Source organism: Klebsiella sp. C283, from assembly GCF_048822555.1.
Classification (GTDB): domain Bacteria; phylum Pseudomonadota; class Gammaproteobacteria; order Enterobacterales; family Enterobacteriaceae; genus Klebsiella; species Klebsiella quasipneumoniae.
On record NZ_JBMEZS010000004.1, the window covers coordinates 459247 to 476397 of the forward strand.

Sequence of the window (17151 nt, forward strand, 5' to 3'; positions counted from 1 at the left end):
GGTAGGCCTTTGCTTCTTTGTATTGACTGCTTTATGACGACCATCACCACGCCTCGCCTTTCGCTTACCCGCTTTGTTACCGATGACTGGCCCTTTTTTCTGCGCCTGCGCCAGGATCCGCAGGTGATGCGTTTTATGGGCGAAATGTTAAGCGAGGAGGCGTTGCGCAGCGTGTTCGCCAGTCGCTGCGCCGATCCCGGCGTGTATGTTCTGCGTAATCAGCGCGGCGATGCGCTGGGCGATATTGGGCTTCGCGTCAGCCCTAAAAATCCGCACGAGGCCGACGTCGGCTATGCGCTGCTGCCCGAGGCTCAGGGAAAAGGGTATGCCAGCGAAGCGCTGCGGGCGATCTGCGATTATGGTTTCAGTACGCTGGGGGTGCGGGCTATCAATGCCTGGGTTTTGGCAGAGAATCGTGGCTCATCGCGCCTGCTGGAGAAGCAGGGCTTTGTACGCACGCAGGTGCTGGAGAAAGCCTATCATCTGAACGGCGTCGATTACGATGACTGGATCTACCGGCTGGAGCGTGGATCCCACCCGGCGCCCGCGGACGCCGGGTGAGCCGTTTATTTCAGCGAACCTTTCAGAAACTGCTGCAGGCGCGGGCTTTTCGGCGCGCCGAACAGCGCGTCCGGATGCCCTTCTTCTTCAATTTTTCCCTGATGCAGGAAAATGACATGCGAAGAGACGTGGCGGGCAAAGCCCATTTCGTGGGTCACCACCACCATGGTTTTCCCCTCTTCCGCCAGCTGCTGCATAATGCGTAACACTTCGCCCACCAGCTCCGGATCCAGCGCGGAGGTCGGCTCATCAAACAGCAGCACCTCCGGCTCCATCGCCAGCGCGCGGGCAATAGAGACACGCTGCTGCTGGCCGCCGGAAAGATGCACCGGGTATTTCGCCTGCTGACGTTCGTCTATCCCGACCTTGGCCAGGTATTTTACCGCCCGTTCGCGCGCTTCCTGTTTGCTTAAGCCCAGCACCTGAATCGGCGCCTCCATGACGTTCTCCAGCACCGTCATATGGCTCCACAGATTGAAATGCTGAAACACCATGGTCAACCGGGTGCGCAGCAGGCGCAGCTGGTTCTTGTCGGCTACCTTCAGCTGGCCGTCTTTATCCCGTACCAGGCCAATATTCTGGCCGCTGACGACGATCGTGCCTTCGCTCGGTTTTTCAAGGAAGTTAATACAACGCAAAAAGGTACTTTTCCCGGAGCCCGATGAACCGATGATACTGATAACGTCCCCGGCTTTCGCCTGCAGCGAGACGCCCTTCAGCACCTCGTGTTCCCCATAGCGTTTATGCAGATCGATAACGTTTAATTTATTGTCGGACATGGCGTTCTCAATGCGTTGAAGAAGGTTTGATATGCTGCAACCAGCGCTTTTCCGCTTTGCGGAACAAGCTAATCAGCACATACGAGATAATTAAATAGAGCACCGCGGCGATGCCGAAGGCGGTGAACGGTTGATAGGTGGCCGAGTTGATATCGCGGGCGATTTTCAGCAGATCCGGCACCGTGGCGGTAAACGCCAGCGCCGTTGAGTGCAGCATCAGGATCACTTCGTTACTGTAGGCCGGCAGCGCAATCCGCAGCGCGGAAGGCAGGATGATGCAGCGGTACAGTTTGACCGAAGAGAAGCCGTAGGCCCGCGCCGCTTCAATTTCGCCCGCCGGTACCGAGCGGATCGCGCCAGCGAAAATTTCGGTGGTATAGGCGCAGGTGTTCAGGGTCAGCGCCAGCACCGTACAGTTTAACCCGCTGCGGAAAAAGGCGTTCAGCAGTTCAGTGCCTTTGACGATTTCCAGGGTGTACATGCCGGAGTAAAAGACCAATAGCTGCACGTACAGCGGCGTGCCGCGAAATATGTAAGTAAACAGCCAGATGGGAAACTGGATGAACTTATTGCTCGAAACGCGGCCGATTGCCAGAAAGACCGCCAGGATGCCTCCCATGACCACCGAAGAGATCAGCAACCATAAGGTAATCGCCACGCCGGTAAAGCGATACCCGTCGGTCCACAGCAGTGATTTCCAGTACTCCTGAATAATTTCAATCACAGGTCAGCCCTCTTCACGCCAACGGTATAGCGGCGTTCGAGCAGCAGCAGTACGCCATTAGACAGGGTGGTAAACACCAGATAAATCAGGCCGCAGACGATGGCGAAGTAGAACGGCTGCCAGGTGCTTTTGCCCGCCAGCTGCGTGGCTTTGACCACATCCTCCAGCCCCAGCAGCGAGACCAGCGCCGTCGCCTTGAGGATAACCTGCCAGTTGTTGCCGATCCCCGGCAACGCGTAGCGCATCATCGCCGGGAACAGGATGCGCCGGAACGTCTGCCCGCCGCTGAAGCCAAAGGCGGTGGCCGCTTCGATATGCCCCTTCGGCACCGCCTGGTAGGCGCCGCGGAAGGTTTCCGTAAAATAGGCGCCATAGATAAAGCCAAGTGTAATTATCCCGGCGATCATCGGGTCAATATCAAACTGCGACATGCCCAACGCGTCGGTGACGCTGTTGAGCGCAATCTGCAGGCCGTAGAAAATCAACAGCATCAGCACCAGGTCGGGGACGCCGCGAATCAGTGTGGTATAGCCTTCAAACACCAGCGCCAGAGGACGGTTGCTCGATAGCTTTGCGCCCGCGCCCGCCAGCCCGATCAGGACGGCGAGAACGACCGAGCTGAGCGCAAGCTCCAGGGTGACGAGCGCACCCTGCAAAATAACCTGTGAAAACCCATACAGCATGCTGCCTACCCTGTCTGTCATCCACCACTGCGCGTGAATCGGACGCGCAGTGGTGAGGCGTGAGAATTATTCGCCGTATACGTTAAAATCGAAATATTTTTTCGCCAGCTTGTCGTAGGTGCCGTCCTTACGCATCTCTGCAAACGCCTTATTCAGCGCTTCTCGCAGTTCGTTGTCTTCCTTACGCAGCCCCATACCGGTGCCGACGCCGAACAGCTTTTCGTCTTTAATCGACGGACCGCCAAACTGGTAATCTTTACCGATAGGCTGTTTCAGGAACCCTTCGCTGGCCGCGACCTCATCCTGGAAAGCGGCATCAATACGGCCGGCGGTCAGGTCGGAATAGATATTGTCCTGTCCCTGATAAGAGACAATCTCGATACCTTTCGGCGCCCAGTGCTCATTACCATAAGTTTCCTGCGTCGTGCCCTGCAGCACGCCCACGCGCTTACCCTTCAGGGTGGCGAGGTCCGGCGTCACGGGGCTGCCCTTTTTCACCACCAGACGCGAATCAGCCGCATACAGTTTGTCGGTGAAAGCGATTTCCTGTTGACGCTTTTCGGTAATCGACAGCGAAGACATAATCGCGTCGATTTTCTTCGCTTTTAAAGAGGGGATCAGCGCATCCAGCGGGTTTTCCACAAAGGTACATTGGGTATTTATACGCTTACACAGCTCTTTTGCCAGATCGATATCAAAACCTACCAATTCCCCCTGCGCATTCTTCGATTCGAAGGGAGCATAAGTCGGATCGGTACCGATACGAATTTTTTGCGGAATAGCGGCAAAGACCGTGGAAACGCTGGAAAGGGCCAGCGCTAAAGAGAGAGACAACGCCAGTTTTTTCATAACTATCCTCGACAGACTGTCATTCTAACGGGTTTATTAGAACTATTAACACCAGTTATCGTGCCATTATTCGCCCCTTGAGGGCAAAGATTTATGCACCAGAAAGGCCATTTTTTTGCATCACAAACGCTTAACTATGCATTTTTTAGCCACAAAAGCGGCCGCCTTTGCACTAAAATGATCCACAGCGTCTGGCGATGCACCTTTTCAGGGCTTTTACACGAGCATGGCGGCAGGCCCACCCGATAGCGCGGGCCTGCGGCAGTCTTAGTCGCCGTAGACGTTAAAATCGAAGTATTTCTTCGCCATTTTGTCGTAGGTGCCGTCTTTGCGCATCTCGCCCAGCGCTTTATCAAACGCGGCTTTCAGCTCGGCGTCGTCCTTACGCAGGCCGATACCGGTGCCGTCGCCAAAATACTTTTTGTCTTTAACCGACGGGCCGGCGAAGGCGAAATCTTTCCCGGCGGGCTGTTTGAGGAAGCCTTCGCTGGCGGCGACTTCATCCTGCAGCGCCGCATCCAGACGACCTGCGGAGAGGTCGGAATAGATCAGGTCCTGGTTTTGATAGGCCACCACGTCAACGCCCTGGCTGCGCCAGCGATCGTTAGCATAGGCTTCCTGCGTGGATCCCTGCAGCACGCCGACGTGTTTACCTTTCAGCGCCTCCAGCGTCGGCTGGATCGGCGAGCCTTTGGCCGCGATCAGACGGGAGTCGGCGGCATAAAGCTTGTCAGAGAAGGCGATCTCTTGCTGGCGCTTCTCGGTGATGGAGAGCGAGGAGATGATGGCGTCAATTTTCTTCGCCTTGAGGGAGGGGATCAGGGAGTCAAAATCACTGCCGACCCAGGTACATTTCACCTTAATACGGGAGCACAGTTCATTGCCTAAATCGATATCAAAGCCAACAAAGTCCCCTTTCGCGTCTTTCGACGAAAACGGCGCATAGGTCGCGTCAGTGCCAATGCGAATGCTCTGCGGCAGAGCAGCGAACACGCTGGCCGTGCTGCTCATTCCCACGAGTAAAGAGAGAGCCAGAATCGTCTTCTTCATACAGTACCCTTAAGTGTCGTGATGTGGTGCGTTGCTTGTTATGGTGATTGCCGAGCAATACTGCAGTTTTTGTGCCATCTTCCCGGTGCGTGCCGGGAACAGGGTTAAATTTGTTAAAATAAAGTTGCAGGATTGTCTTAAAAGGGAAGATACCAGCATTACTGGCGAAACCGCAGCGCCTGAGCGCAAAAAGACGAAATAAATGTCGAGGATTTGATCGGGGCGACAAATTTGCACCACCGCAGCGCAAGCGTACATTTCACGCACCTATTTGGTGCAATTCTGGGCCCCTTGCCAGCGAGTAAACAAGTCTTGTTCCAGGCTAATGTCGAACTGATCGAGCACCCGGTTGACGGTCTGGTTGATAACATCATCCAGGCTTTGCGGCCGATGGTAGAAGGCCGGCACCGGCGGCATAATCACCGCCCCCAGCTCCGCGGCCTGCACCAGCAGACGCAGATGGCCAAGATGGAACGGGGTCTCCCGCACGCAGAGCACAAGCGGACGACGCTCCTTCAGCACCACATCCGCCGCCCGCGTCAGCAGACCATCCGTGTAGCTATGGACAATACCCGAGAGCGTTTTCATTGAGCAGGGTAAAATCACCATCCCGGCGGTTTTAAACGAGCCGGAGGAGATGCTGGCGGCGATGTCGCGGGCATCATGCACCACATCAGCCAGCGCCTGCACTTCACGCACGGTAAAGTCGGTCTCCATCGCCAGCGTCTGGCGCGCCGCCTGGCTGAGGATCAAATGGGTTTCAATATCCGGCACATCCCGTAGCACCTGCAGCATCCGCACGCCATAGATGGCGCCGCTGGCGCCGGAAATGCCAATAATCAGTCGTTTCACGTTCAGTTACCCCTTGCGCGTCGTGCCGCAGACTTTGCCGGATTATAGCCGTTGGCGCAACCATTGACGCACGGTTGCCGGGCGAAAAAAAGGCCCGCCGTCCATCAGGAACGGCGGGCCCGCGATGCGCGAACGGCTTAACCCTCGTTGTGCATCTCGAGGTTTTCGACTTCGTTCTGCAGCTGGACCGCTTTGGCATCATCGTTACGCAGGGAATCGAGGTAGTCGAGGTACTGCTGGTCGACATCCCGGGTGACGTATACGCCGTTGAACACTGAGCATTCAAACTGCTGAATATCCGGATTTTCCGCGCGCACCGCTTCGATCAGATCGTTGAGATCCTGGAAAATCAGGCCATCGGCGCCGATGATCTGGCGGATCTCATCCACTTCGCGGCCATGGGCGATAAGTTCGTTGGCGGTCGGCATATCGATACCGTACACGTTCGGGAAACGAATTTCCGGCGCGGCTGAGGCCAGATACACTTTTTTCGCCCCTGCTTCGCGCGCCATCTCGATGATCTGCTCCGAGGTGGTGCCGCGGACGATGGAATCGTCCACCAGCAGCACGTTCTTATCGCGGAACTCCGCACGGTTGGCGTTGAGCTTGCGGCGCACAGACTTACGACGCAGTTGCTGACCCGGCATGATAAATGTGCGGCCGACGTAGCGGTTCTTCACGAAGCCCTGACGATAAGGCTTGTCAAGGATGCGGGCGATCTCCAGCGCGATATCGCAGGAGGTCTCCGGGATCGGGATAACGACGTCAATATCCAGATCTTCCCACTCGCGGGCAATCTTTTCGCCAAGCTTAGTCCCCATATTGACGCGGGCGCTGTAGACGGAAATTTTGTCGATAAACGAGTCCGGACGGGCAAAATAGACATACTCGAACAGGCACGGGTTGCTGACCGGGTTATCGGCGCACTGACGGGTAAATAGCTGGCCCTTCTCGGTAATATAAACCGCTTCGCCCGGCGCCACATCGCGCAGGAATTCAAAGCCAAGGGTGTCAAGCGCCACGCTTTCCGAGGCCACCATATACTCGGTGCGGCCATCGCCTACGTCACGTTTGCCCAGCACCAGCGGACGAATGCCGTTCGGGTCGCGGAAGGCCACCATGCCATGACCGATGATCATCGCCACGCAAGCGTACGCGCCGCGGATCAGGCGGTTGGTCGCCGCAATCGCGGCAAAGATGTTGTCCGCTTCCAGTGGGTAGTGACGGAAGTTATCCAGCTCACTGGCGAAAATATTGAGGAGGATTTCGGAATCTGAGGTGGTATTGATATGGCGGCGTTTTTCTTCAAACAGCTTTTTACGCAGCTCATGGGCGTTGGTCAGGTTGCCGTTATGCGCCAACGTGATGCCATACGGCGAGTTGACGTAAAACGGCTGCGCTTCGGAGGCGCTGGAGCTGCCCGCCGTGGGGTAACGCACGTGGCCAATCCCCATATTGCCCTGCATACGCTGCATATGGCGGGCTTCGAATACGTCGCTTACCAGCCCGTTAGCCTTACGCAACCGGAAGCAGTTGTTGGCATCAATGGTGATGATGCCAGCGGCATCCTGTCCACGGTGCTGGAGCACCGTTAGCGCATCATAAATCGACTGGTTAACCGGCATAACACCGGCGATACCGACAATACCGCACATACGTCTTTTCCTCGTTCAGCAACGACCCAAAGTCTATACTTTAGGCAAGAAACTTGACGAGCTTTGCAGGTATTCAAAAAACCATCTGATGACGGGGGTAAAATAGGGAATAAACTGCGACTGCTGCCAGTCATCGCTCTTCGCCATCCCGGTAAAGGTGTCAAGGAAGAACAGGATAGCGGCGATGATCAGCACCCCACGTAGCGCGCCGAAGCAGATCCCCAATACCCTGTCGGTACCTGACAAACCGGTCTTCTCCACCAGCTGGCCTATCACATAGTTCACGATAGCGCCAACGATGAGCGTCACGATAAACAGCGCCGCAATAGCAATCCCATTTCGAACCCGTTCATCCTCAAAGCCCGTAAACCAGACAGACAGGTCAGCGTAGTAGTGGCTGGCGACATAAAACGCGCAACCCCACGTGACTAACGATAAAGCTTCGCGAACGAAGCCGCGGATCAGGCTGACCAGGCAAGAAAGACCCAGCACCGCCATAATGGCGTAATCAATCCAGACCATATACGTCCCACGATTTTACGCCCTGTCGTCCAGTTCGGGGCGCATTCTAACAGAAAAAGAAAACGTTTGCGTAGGGATTTCCTTGCCCTACAGAAATAAAAATGGCGCTGAAAAAACATTCAACGCCAGACTGCCTTTCGCCTCTTCAGGGCGGCTGAGACAGGGTTTGCGGGGCGTTTAGCCCCGCCGCGTTCTCTCCGCATGGCGGAAAAAAACCATCAGTTCGGGGTGAAGCCCATCACCACCCCGCTGAGCCCGGAGATCTGTTGCAGATCGCCCAGCTGGCCCTTCAGCTTGTCTTTTGACGCATCCGGGCCGACGAGGATACGGGTAATTTTACCCTGTACCGGCGTCGAAGGCGATGTATAGACTTTGAAGCCCGATGCCCGTAGCTTACCGACGATCTCGTTCACCTTATCGGCGTTCTTCAACGCGCCCAGCTGGACCACATAGGCCTTGCCGGTCGGCGCCGGCAGGGCCGCCTGCTGCTGCGGTGGTTGCTGCTGAGGCTTAGCCGGCGGAGGGGTAGGCGTCGCAGCCTGCTGTTGCGGCTTCGGCTGCGGCTTCGGCTGGGGTTTAGGCTGCGGTTTCGCGGCAACCACCGGCTCCTGAACGTCATCGAAGCTGTTGCTGTTCACCGGGATACGCGACGGATCTAACGATGGCGCAGCGGCATCGCCAGCCCGCACCTCCTCCGCCGCCCCTTCCGGCGGCTGCGAAGGCAGCGCCTGAGTCGCCGCCGGCAGCATATCCGGTTCATCGCGATCGCCGGGTTTCGGCACCAGCGGGATCGCGGCAAACTCATCCTGATAATGCTTTTTCTGCCCGTCCAGCAGCCCTGGCAGGATAATCACCCCCAGCGCCACCAGCACGATTGTCCCGACTAAACGGTTCTGAAACTTACTCGCCACCGATTCTCCCCGCGTCAATCTCTTCCATTACCTGCGCTACCGTATGAAATGAACCACACACCAGCACTGTATCTTCCGCTTTAGCGTCAGCCATGGCCGCGCGCCATGCCTGCGCCACGCTGCTATAGACTGTGCCGCCACGCAAATGTTCCACCAGCTGCTCCGCCGTCGCCCCGCGCGGACCCTCCAGCGGCGCGCAGTACCAGACGTCAACTTCCGGCGTCAGATTGGCCAGCGTACCGGCGATGTCCTTATCATGCAGCATACCAATAACCGCCAGCACGCGTCCCGTTTTCGCTAACGTTTTGAGACGCCCGGCGAGATAAGCCGCCGCGTGCGGGTTATGCGCCACATCGAGGATCACCCGCGGGGCGTCGCAGATTATCTGAAAGCGTCCCGGCAGCATCGCGTCGCGGATCCCCGCGCGCAGGATAGCGTCATCGACGGCAAGGCCGCTGGCGCGCAGCGCCGCCACGGCCGTGGCGGCATTCGGCAACGGCACCTGAGGCAGCGGCAGGCGGCTTAACGCCCCGCCCGCGTCGCGGAAGGACCATGTCTCGCCTTCCACCTCATAGCGCCAGTCGACGCCGCGGCGCTGGAGCAGCGCGCCCTTCTCGCGCGCCACTTCAGCAATGGTATGCGGCATATCCGGCTCCCCTACCACCGCCGGTTTACCGGCACGGAAGATACCGGCTTTCTCCCGGCCGATACTGTCGCGATCCGGTCCCAGCCAGTCGGTATGATCGAGGGCGATGCTGGTGACCACGGCGACGTCGGCATCCACGATATTGGTGGCGTCGAGACGGCCGCCGAGGCCCACCTCCAGGATCACCACGTCCAGCTGCGCCTGCTTAAACAACCATAGCGCAGAGAGCGTGCCGTACTCAAAATAGGTCAGCGAGATGTCGCCCCGCGCAGCTTCAATCTCCGCAAACGAGGCCGTATGCGCTGCCTCCGGCAGTTCCGCTCCCTGAATGCGCACGCGTTCGGTGTAGCGCACCAGATGCGGAGAGCTGTAGACCCCCACTTTATAGCCGGCCGCCATCAGGACCGTTTCCAGCGTGCGGCAGGTGGTGCCTTTGCCATTGGTGCCCGCGACCGTAAAGACGAACGGCGCCGGTTTGACGATATCCATCTGCCGCGCGACCTCGCTGACGCGCGCCAGCCCCAGGTCGATGGTTTTACTGTGCAGATGTTCCAGATAAGAAAGCCACGTAGCCAGGGGCGACGTGGCCTGAGGAATAGGATCTTTTTCCATGATGCCCGCAAGAATTGACGGTTAACGCGTTTGAATAAAAAAGGGCAGCGCCGCCAGGCCCTGCCCTCTGCTTTATCAGGCCTCGGGTTCCTGATCCGGTGCCGGCGGCACCACCACGCCTTCATGAGGCGTTTCCGAAGCGGCAACCGGCGCCGGCAGGTTCATCAGCTTCGCCAGAATGCTGGCCAGCTTGAGACGCATTTCCGGACGGCGAACGATCATATCGATCGCCCCTTTTTCAATCAGGAACTCACTGCGCTGGAATCCCGGCGGCAGCTTCTCACGTACGGTCTGCTCAATGACGCGAGGACCGGCAAAGCCGATCAGCGCTTTCGGCTCGGCAATGTTCAGGTCACCCAGCATCGCAAAGCTCGCCGATACGCCGCCCATGGTCGGGTCGGTCAGCACAGAGATGTACGGTAATCCGCGCTCCTGCATTTTTGCCAGCGCCGCGGAGGTTTTCGCCATCTGCATCAGCGACATCAGCGCTTCCTGCATACGGGCGCCACCGGAGGCGGAGAAGCAGATCAGCGGGCAGTTATCTTCCAGCGCCTGCTCCACCGCGCGCACAAAGCGTGCGCCAACGACGGAACCCATCGATCCCCCCATAAAGGAGAATTCAAAGGCGGCGGCCACCACCGGCATCGCATAGAGCGTACCTTTCATCACCACCAGCGCGTCTTTTTCGCCCGTCTCTTTTTGAGCGGACGCCAGGCGGTCTTTGTATTTTTTTGAATCGCGGAACTTCAGCACATCTTTTGGCTCAAGTTCGCTACCCAGTTCCACCAGAGAACCTTCATCCAACAGGCTATGCAGGCGATTACGCGCCGACATGCGCATATGGTGATCGCACTTAGGACAAACCTCCAGGTTGCGCTCCAGCTCGGCGCGGTAGAGTACCTGACCGCAGCTGTCGCACTTGGTCCATACACCCTCAGGAATGCTCGCCTTGCGGGTGGGAGTGATGTTGCTTTTAATTCGTTCAATCCAGCTCATTGATAACCTTTCTGCCTGAACCTGGTCGATGCCAGTTTTGTCGTAAGGGGCGCATAATGCCATTTTTGCCTCTTACAGACCATGAATGTTGCACATTAAATCATATCATCCCGGAACATGGGATAAAAAAGTGGTCAAACCGCTGCGCGTGACGCTCATGTACCGTCACGCGCAACGCAGGCTAAACTACTTCGCCTGCTTCGCCGCCGCCCGCTTATGGCGAATAATCTCAATCACGCCCGGCAGGACGGAAAGCACGATGATCGCCACGATCAGCAGCTTCAGGTTCTCCTGCACCACCGGCAGATCGCCAAACAGATAGCCGGCGTAGGTGAACAGCAGCACCCACAGCAGCGCCCCGACGACGTTATAGGCCGCAAAATGACGATAGGACATATGCCCCATTCCCGCCACAAACGGCGCGAAGGTTCGGACTATCGGCACAAAGCGCGCCAGGATAATGGTTTTTCCGCCGTGACGTTCGTAGAAGCTATGGGTTTTATCCAGATAGCTGCGACGGAAAATCTTCGAGTTCGGGTTGCTGAACAGCTTTTCGCCGAACAGCCGGCCAATGGTGTAGTTGACCGCATCGCCGACGATAGCTGCGATGACCATCAGCAATACCATCAGGTGGACATTCAGATCGTTGGTGGGCAGGGCCGAGAGCGCGCCCGCGACGAACAGCAGGGAATCCCCCGGCAGGAACGGCGTTACCACCAGCCCGGTTTCGCAGAACAGAATCAAAAACAGAATGGCATAAACCCAGACGCCATACTGGGCGACCAGCTCGGCCAGGTGCACATCAATATGCAGGATGAAATCAATTAAAAAGTGAATCAAGTCCATGTTTGTCTTTACCCTTAATGACCCTATTAGTCCGCCAGAAACAGCGGGCCCATTGGCAGCACCGGTAAATCATAATGGGCCGGGTAATCCACCGACACCAGATACAACCCTTCCGCTTTTGCCGTTGCCGCAGCGAGCGTCCTGTCTTTTGCTGCCAGCAGTTCTGCCATCCAGCTCTCCGGCTGGTTTCCGGCCCCGATTTCCATCAGGCTGCCCACAATATTCCTGACCATATGATGTACAAAGGCATTCGCTTTGATATCCACCACCACATAAGCGCCGTAGCGGGTAACGTTAATATGCATCACGTTGCGCCACGGGGTACGCGACTGGCACTGCACCGCGCGAAACGAGGTAAAGTCATTCTCCCCCAGCAGACACTGTGCGGCACGCTGCATGCGCGCGGCGTCGAGCGGCTGGTGAAAATGCGTGACGCCCTGACTTAATACCGCCGGACGCAGGCGATGATTATAGATGACGTAACGATAGCGGCGCGCCGTGGCGCTGAACCGGGCGTGAAAATCCGCCGGGACATGTTTGACCCAACGCACCGCGATGTCACCAGGTAAATTCGCATTTACCCCCAGCGTCCAGGCGGCATCTTTACGCTGCGCCCGGGTTTCGAAATGCACCACCTGGCCGGTGCCATGGACACCGGCGTCGGTGCGGCCGGCGCAAAAGACGGTAATGGGTTCGTTCGCCACCTGCGAGAGCGCCTTTTCCAGCTTCTCCTGCACACTGCGTACTTCGTTTTGCCGCTGCCAGCCGTAATATTTGCTACCGTCGTACTCGATGCCCAGCGCGATTTTACAGACCGGCTGTTGCTCCATCTCAGACATCAGTACAGGTACTCCTCAATCAGCTTCTCGGCGATCTTCACCGCCATCAGCGCGCCGCCGAAGCGGACGTTATCCGCCACCGACCAGAACTGGACTTGCTCCGGCATGCCGTAATCATTATGCACGCAGCCGATGGAGAGACGGGCGTTGCCGGAAGCGTCGCCAACCTGAGTGGGGAATTCGCCCTCTTCAGAAAGTTCGATCTCCTCGCCGCGGGTAAAGGCGTCACGCGCCTCTTCCGCCGCCAGCGGACGCATCGCTTCAAAGTTCACCATCTGCGCATGGCCGTAGAAGACCGGCGACTGGACGACGCTGGCGGAGATCATCAGCCCGTCATCCTGAAGAATTTTGCGCGCTTCATCGACGATACGGCGCTCTTCGCGCACGCTACCTTCACGATCCGGCAGCAGCGGCAGCATGTTGAAGGCCAGCTGGCGGCCAAAGAAATCGTCTTCATCGATGGGGATGCCGTTCAGCAGCTTGGCGCTCTGCCCTGCCAGCGCATCCACCGCTTTTTTCCCCTGCCCTGAGGCGGAGAGCAGGTTAGTGACGCTAATGCGCGACAGTCCACCCTGATCGATAAGCGGCTTCAGCGCCGTCAGCAGTTGGCTGGTCAGACTATTGGGCACCGCAATCAGATTGCGGTTGCGGTAATCGCCTAACACGAACGGGTTCACGTCCGGCACCACCAGCGGTACGTCCGGCTCCAACGCAAACAGGCCGCTGAGATCGATAACCAGACATCCGGCGTTTGTCGCATCTTCGACATACGCTGCGCTGGCTTCGACGCCTGCGGCAAAGAAAGCCAGCTGGGCCTGGGTCCAGTCAAACTCGGCGGCGTCCTTGACGATCACCGACTTGCCACCAAAACGCAGATGTTCGCCCGCGCTTTCATTGCGCGCCAGAGCAAAAATCTCCCCCACCGGGAACTGGCGTTCAGCGAGAGTTTCGAGCAGGGCTTCGCCTACGGCGCCCGTTGCGCCCAGTACGGCAATATTCCAGCCTTCAGACATGGTGGTTTACTCCAGAAATAAAGCGGCCCTGCCGGAGTATCCGGCAGGGGCATTAAGAAGACATTAACGAACAGGATGATGCACGGCGTTAAAACCGAGCTGGCGCAACAGCGTCGCCGCCTGCTCATCGCTGCACTGCACGTACAGCGAAGACCATTCGCGACGTTCCTGATAATTTTTACGCAGCTTGTCGAATTCACCGGCGACGCCCGCCACCTTCCGCAGCGGCGCATCATCGCGGCGCACATCATACACCAAATGAACCAGTCTTTTCAGCGTCGGCTGATCGAGCGGGCCATGCAGGGTGATGCGGCCAAACTCCGGGGCCGGCAGCAGGGTATCCAGCGCCACCTGCTGCGGATGACCGATAAAGGCGCTATAGGCTTCGAATACCTGCGTCGTCCCGCGCGCCTTCCCTTCAAGGGTGTAGCCGGCGATATGCGCCGTGCCGATATCCACCCGCTTGAGAAGCGCTATGTTGAGATCCGGCTCCGGCTCCCAAACGTCCAGCACCACGCTCAGGGACTGACCGGCTTCCAGGCGTTTCAGCAACGCGGCGTTATCCACCACCGGCCCGCGGCAAGCGTTGATCAAAATCGTTCCGGGCTTCAGGCGGCTAATCAGCGCCTCATCCGCCAGATGCAACGTTTTATATTGTCCTTCTTTATACAGCGGGGTATGGAAGGTGAGGACATCGGCCTGCTGGACCAGATCGTCAAGGGAGCGGAAGTCGCCTTCGTCGCCGCGGTCAGCGCGCGGCGGATCGCAGAGCAGAGTTTTGATGCCCAGCGCCTCCAGACGCTTTTGCAGCCGCCCGCCGACGTTACCGACGCCGACAATCCCGACGGTGCGATCGCGCAGCGCGAAGCCGTCACGTTCGGCCAGCATCAGCAGCGATGAAAAGACATACTCCACCACCGCAATGGCGTTGCAGCCTGGCGCCGCGGAGAAACCAATCCCCGCCTGCTGCAGCCACGCCTGATCGACATGATCGGTGCCTGCGGTCGCGGTGCCGACGAACCTGATGGCCTTGCCGGCAAGCAATGCTTCATTGACCCGGGTGACCGAGCGCACCATTAAGGCATCCGCATCGGTCAGGGCATCGGCCGGGACCGGGCGGCCCGGGATCGCCTGCACGTCGCCTAAACGGCTAAAAAGCTCACGGGCATAGGGCATATTTTCATCAACGAGGATTTTCACAGTTCAGTACCTGTCTGAGAACGAGAGTTAACCGGGGAAGTGTGCCATAATCTGGCCGCCAGGCATACTCATCACCTGGTTCCAGCACCGCGATATCGAAAGGATGAATCATGACGCACCCCCTTGCAGATATGCCAGACCGTCCTCCAGGGCGAGGCCCATCAGGCACTGCCGCCACCGGCGAACCTTCGCTTTCCATGCAGCAACGCACCGTCCTGGAGCGACTGATCACGCGCCTGGTGGCGCTGACCTCGCAGCAGAATGCGGAAGTGTGGGCCTGCGTCAAACATGACCTCGGACTGAAAGGCGACACGCCCCTGCTGGCCCGCCATTTCAGCGCCGCCGAGGCCAGTCTCAACCAGCGCCTGGCCGCCGCGCAGGACAATCATCATCATCGCCAGACCCTGGCGCAGCTCAGCGATCTGCTCGGCCAGGGCAATAACCGCCAGGCGGTGAGCGATTATATTCGTCAGCATTATGGGCAAACGGCGCTGCATGCCCTCAGCCAGTCGCAACTGGAGAACATTCTGCATCTGCTGCAGCGCGGTCAGCTGTCGATCCCGCAGCCGCAGCAGCGCCCGCCGACCCTTCGTCCACTGCTGCCGGCCGAGCACAACACGCTCAATCAGCTGGTGACTAAGCTGGCGGCCGCCACCGGCGAACCAAGCAAACTGATTTGGCAGTCCATGCTGGAACTTTGCGGCGTCAAGTCCGGGGAGCTGATCCCGGCGACGCACTTCACGCCGCTTTCGTACTGGCTGCAGGCGCGGCAGACGCTCAGCGCGCAAAGCGCGCCCACGCTTACCTCGCTGCAGGGGGCGCTCAAGCAGCCGCTGGAGGCCGCGGAGTGGCAGAAGATAGTCGACTTTGCCCGTCGCAACTGGCAGGTCACGCCGCAGACCACGCTGAGCCCGGCGCAGATCCTGGCGCTGCTGAATAAGGTGTTTGTGCTGCGGGTGGCCCGCGCCCAGGAGACGCTGGCGATCCCGCAGGAGGAGCCCGCGACCCGGCAGACATGGGCCGCTAAGCCTTGGCAGCTGGCGCTGGGCGCGGTTGTCCTGCTCCTGGTGCTGTGGCTCCTGCTGTAGCCCAGCAGGCACAGGCGGCGTTCACGGCACCCTTTGATGCCAAACGCCGCAGTGTTTACTACGGCGGTTTCTGGTCTGACAACAACCTAGTGGCGAAATGAGATGAGGGTGACGAGGATCCCCAGCGCCGCGCAGAGGGCGCCGGCAAGGAATACCGACGAGTAGCCCAGCGAAGTGGCCAGCAGACCGGTCAGCGGCCCGGTCAGGCCATAAGAGATATCCTGAAAGGCCGCATAGCCGCCGAGCGCAGTGCCGCGCACCTGCGCCGGGACACGCTTCACCACCTCCACGCCAAGCGACGGGAAAATAAGCGAACAGCCGCATCCGGTCAGCGCAGCGCCGGCCAGCGCCACCCAGACGCCGGGCGCCAGCCCCAGCAGCGTCAGACCGACCGCCTCTATCAGCAGCGAGACCATCGCCACTTTAACGCCGCCAAACCGATCCGGCATCCAGCCAAACAGCACCCGCATCAGCACAAAGGCGCCGCCAAACGCCGTCAGGGTAAATCCGGCCATCGGCCAGTTCTGACTGGCAAAATAGAGAGAAACGAAGGTGCCGATCGCCGCAAAGCCGACGCCCTGCAGGCCCAGGCCAATACCCGGCCGCCAGATCATGCCGATGACGCTCCACAGTGAAGGCCGCTCGCCGCCGTGCGCCGCCACTTTGCGCACCGTGCCGTTGATGAGCAAGGCGACAAGCGGTAGTCCCATGGTGACGCAGGCCAGGACCGCCACGCCAAAGTGGCTGTAAATTAACAATCCCAGCGGGGCGCCCACCGCCAGCGAGCCGTACATCGCCATGCCGTTCCATGACATCACTTTGCCTGAGCGGGCCGGCCCCACCAGCCCCATCCCCCAGCTCAGGTTGCCGGTCAGCAGCTGGCTTTCGCCAAACCCGAGGATCAGGCGGCCCAGCAGCAACAGGCCCAGCTTCGCGAACACCGACAGCGGCAGCAGCGCAGCGGCCAGCCAGGCCGCGCCGGCCAGGGCGCAGGCCAGCATCCCTTGCAGGACGGAGCGTTTGGCGCCGTACTGGTCTGCCAGGCGCCCGGCGTAGCCGCGGGTAAGAACGGTGGCGAGGAACTGGATCCCCACCGCTACGCCGACCATGGTGTTACCCAATCCCAGCTCCTGATGGACAAACAGCGGGATCACCGGCAGCGGCAAACCGACGGTCATATAGGTCAAAAAGACGGCGAGCGTAATGCGAAAAAGCGAAAAATTCGCGGAAGAATGAGATGTTGTTTCAGTGACTGCGGACATGCATTACTCCAGATTCGCAGAGTAAGGCGAGCAAAGCGACACGCCCCCTCCACCTGACTATCA

At 58.7% G+C, this 17151-nt stretch carries 19 protein-coding genes; 3 read left to right on the forward strand and 16 right to left on the reverse strand.

All coding sequences use genetic code 11. The features are described from left to right. Positions 1-33 precede the first annotated feature (33 nt). On the forward strand, positions 34-561 hold the full coding sequence (locus tag ACOI7Z_RS10335) for a GNAT family N-acetyltransferase (protein WP_023290520.1): 528 nt from the start codon (positions 34-36) through the stop codon (positions 559-561). A gap of 5 nt (positions 562-566) precedes the next feature. Here ACOI7Z_RS10335 and hisP read toward each other — a convergent pair whose 3' ends face one another. The 5 genes from hisP to argT all read right to left on the reverse strand — a co-directional run bounded on the left by hisP (position 567) and on the right by argT (position 4646). After that, positions 567-1340 carry a histidine ABC transporter ATP-binding protein HisP gene (gene hisP, locus ACOI7Z_RS10340; RefSeq protein ID WP_002913206.1) on the reverse strand — a complete coding sequence of 258 codons (774 nt, stop codon included), beginning with the start codon at positions 1338-1340 and terminating at the stop codon, positions 567-569. A gap of 7 nt (positions 1341-1347) precedes the next feature. Beyond that, complete coding sequence (gene hisM / locus ACOI7Z_RS10345; RefSeq protein WP_002913207.1) at positions 1348-2064, reverse strand: histidine ABC transporter permease HisM; 717 nt, start codon at positions 2062-2064, stop codon at positions 1348-1350. Then, complete coding sequence (locus tag ACOI7Z_RS10350; protein WP_087849541.1) at positions 2061-2747, reverse strand: histidine ABC transporter permease HisQ; 687 nt, start codon at positions 2745-2747, stop codon at positions 2061-2063. The genes hisM and ACOI7Z_RS10350 overlap by 4 nt, the downstream gene beginning before the upstream one ends. 66 nt (positions 2748-2813) lie before the next feature. Further along, entirely contained in the window at positions 2814-3596 is a 783-nt protein-coding gene (gene hisJ, locus ACOI7Z_RS10355; RefSeq protein WP_002913209.1) for a histidine ABC transporter substrate-binding protein HisJ, read from the reverse strand. Between the two features lie 267 nt (positions 3597-3863). Beyond that, on the reverse strand, positions 3864-4646 hold the full coding sequence (argT, locus tag ACOI7Z_RS10360; RefSeq protein WP_004180753.1) for a lysine/arginine/ornithine ABC transporter substrate-binding protein ArgT: 783 nt from the start codon (positions 4644-4646) through the stop codon (positions 3864-3866). 40 nt (positions 4647-4686) lie between these two features. On the opposite strand from argT, the gene ACOI7Z_RS10365 reads away from it, so the two are divergent. Continuing rightward, positions 4687-4848, forward strand: coding sequence for a hypothetical protein (locus ACOI7Z_RS10365; protein WP_170927861.1), 162 nt, complete (start codon positions 4687-4689; stop codon positions 4846-4848). Between the two features lie 65 nt (positions 4849-4913). Here ACOI7Z_RS10365 and ACOI7Z_RS10370 read toward each other — a convergent pair whose 3' ends face one another. From ACOI7Z_RS10370 to pdxB, 10 genes are all read right to left on the reverse strand, one after another. Continuing rightward, positions 4914-5498 (reverse strand): UbiX family flavin prenyltransferase, encoded by a 585-nt coding sequence (locus tag ACOI7Z_RS10370; RefSeq protein WP_087849542.1) that lies wholly within the window; start codon positions 5496-5498, stop codon positions 4914-4916. A 137-nt stretch (positions 5499-5635) separates the two neighbouring features. Beyond that, the gene (purF, locus tag ACOI7Z_RS10375) at positions 5636-7153 is read right to left on the reverse strand and encodes an amidophosphoribosyltransferase (protein WP_004180758.1); all 1518 of its coding nucleotides are present in this window, start codon (positions 7151-7153) and stop codon (positions 5636-5638) included. A gap of 33 nt (positions 7154-7186) precedes the next feature. Next, a complete protein-coding gene (gene cvpA / locus ACOI7Z_RS10380; protein WP_023290523.1) occupies positions 7187-7675 on the reverse strand; it encodes a colicin V production protein in 489 nt (162 codons plus the stop codon). 218 nt (positions 7676-7893) lie between these two features. Then, entirely contained in the window at positions 7894-8586 is a 693-nt protein-coding gene (gene dedD / locus ACOI7Z_RS10385) for a cell division protein DedD (protein WP_048336251.1), read from the reverse strand. Beyond that, the gene (folC, locus tag ACOI7Z_RS10390; RefSeq protein WP_087849543.1) at positions 8576-9844 is read right to left on the reverse strand and encodes a bifunctional tetrahydrofolate synthase/dihydrofolate synthase; all 1269 of its coding nucleotides are present in this window, start codon (positions 9842-9844) and stop codon (positions 8576-8578) included. Before folC ends, dedD begins: the two co-directional genes overlap by 11 nt. Before the next feature lie 75 nt (positions 9845-9919). Further along, positions 9920-10840, reverse strand: coding sequence for an acetyl-CoA carboxylase, carboxyltransferase subunit beta (accD, locus tag ACOI7Z_RS10395; protein WP_004201773.1), 921 nt, complete (start codon positions 10838-10840; stop codon positions 9920-9922). A gap of 186 nt (positions 10841-11026) precedes the next feature. After that, positions 11027-11686 (reverse strand): DedA family protein, encoded by a 660-nt coding sequence (locus ACOI7Z_RS10400; RefSeq protein WP_002913221.1) that lies wholly within the window; start codon positions 11684-11686, stop codon positions 11027-11029. Between the two features lie 26 nt (positions 11687-11712). Next, positions 11713-12525, reverse strand: coding sequence for a tRNA pseudouridine(38-40) synthase TruA (gene truA / locus ACOI7Z_RS10405; RefSeq protein WP_032453605.1), 813 nt, complete (start codon positions 12523-12525; stop codon positions 11713-11715). Next, positions 12525-13538, reverse strand: a complete 1014-nt coding sequence (locus ACOI7Z_RS10410; RefSeq protein ID WP_023290529.1) for an aspartate-semialdehyde dehydrogenase — start codon at positions 13536-13538, stop codon at positions 12525-12527. The genes truA and ACOI7Z_RS10410 overlap by 1 nt, the downstream gene beginning before the upstream one ends. A 63-nt stretch (positions 13539-13601) precedes the next feature. After that, a complete protein-coding gene (pdxB, locus tag ACOI7Z_RS10415) occupies positions 13602-14738 on the reverse strand; it encodes a 4-phosphoerythronate dehydrogenase PdxB (RefSeq protein ID WP_032453607.1) in 1137 nt (378 codons plus the stop codon). Between the two features lie 110 nt (positions 14739-14848). Between pdxB and flk the strand changes: the two genes are divergently transcribed. After that, positions 14849-15826 carry a flagella biosynthesis regulator Flk gene (gene flk / locus ACOI7Z_RS10420; protein WP_080901554.1) on the forward strand — a complete coding sequence of 326 codons (978 nt, stop codon included), beginning with the start codon at positions 14849-14851 and terminating at the stop codon, positions 15824-15826. A gap of 86 nt (positions 15827-15912) precedes the next feature. On the opposite strand, the gene ACOI7Z_RS10425 is transcribed toward flk, so the two are convergent. Next, positions 15913-17088 carry an MFS transporter gene (locus tag ACOI7Z_RS10425; RefSeq protein ID WP_087849545.1) on the reverse strand — a complete coding sequence of 392 codons (1176 nt, stop codon included), beginning with the start codon at positions 17086-17088 and terminating at the stop codon, positions 15913-15915. Positions 17089-17151 lie beyond the last annotated feature (63 nt).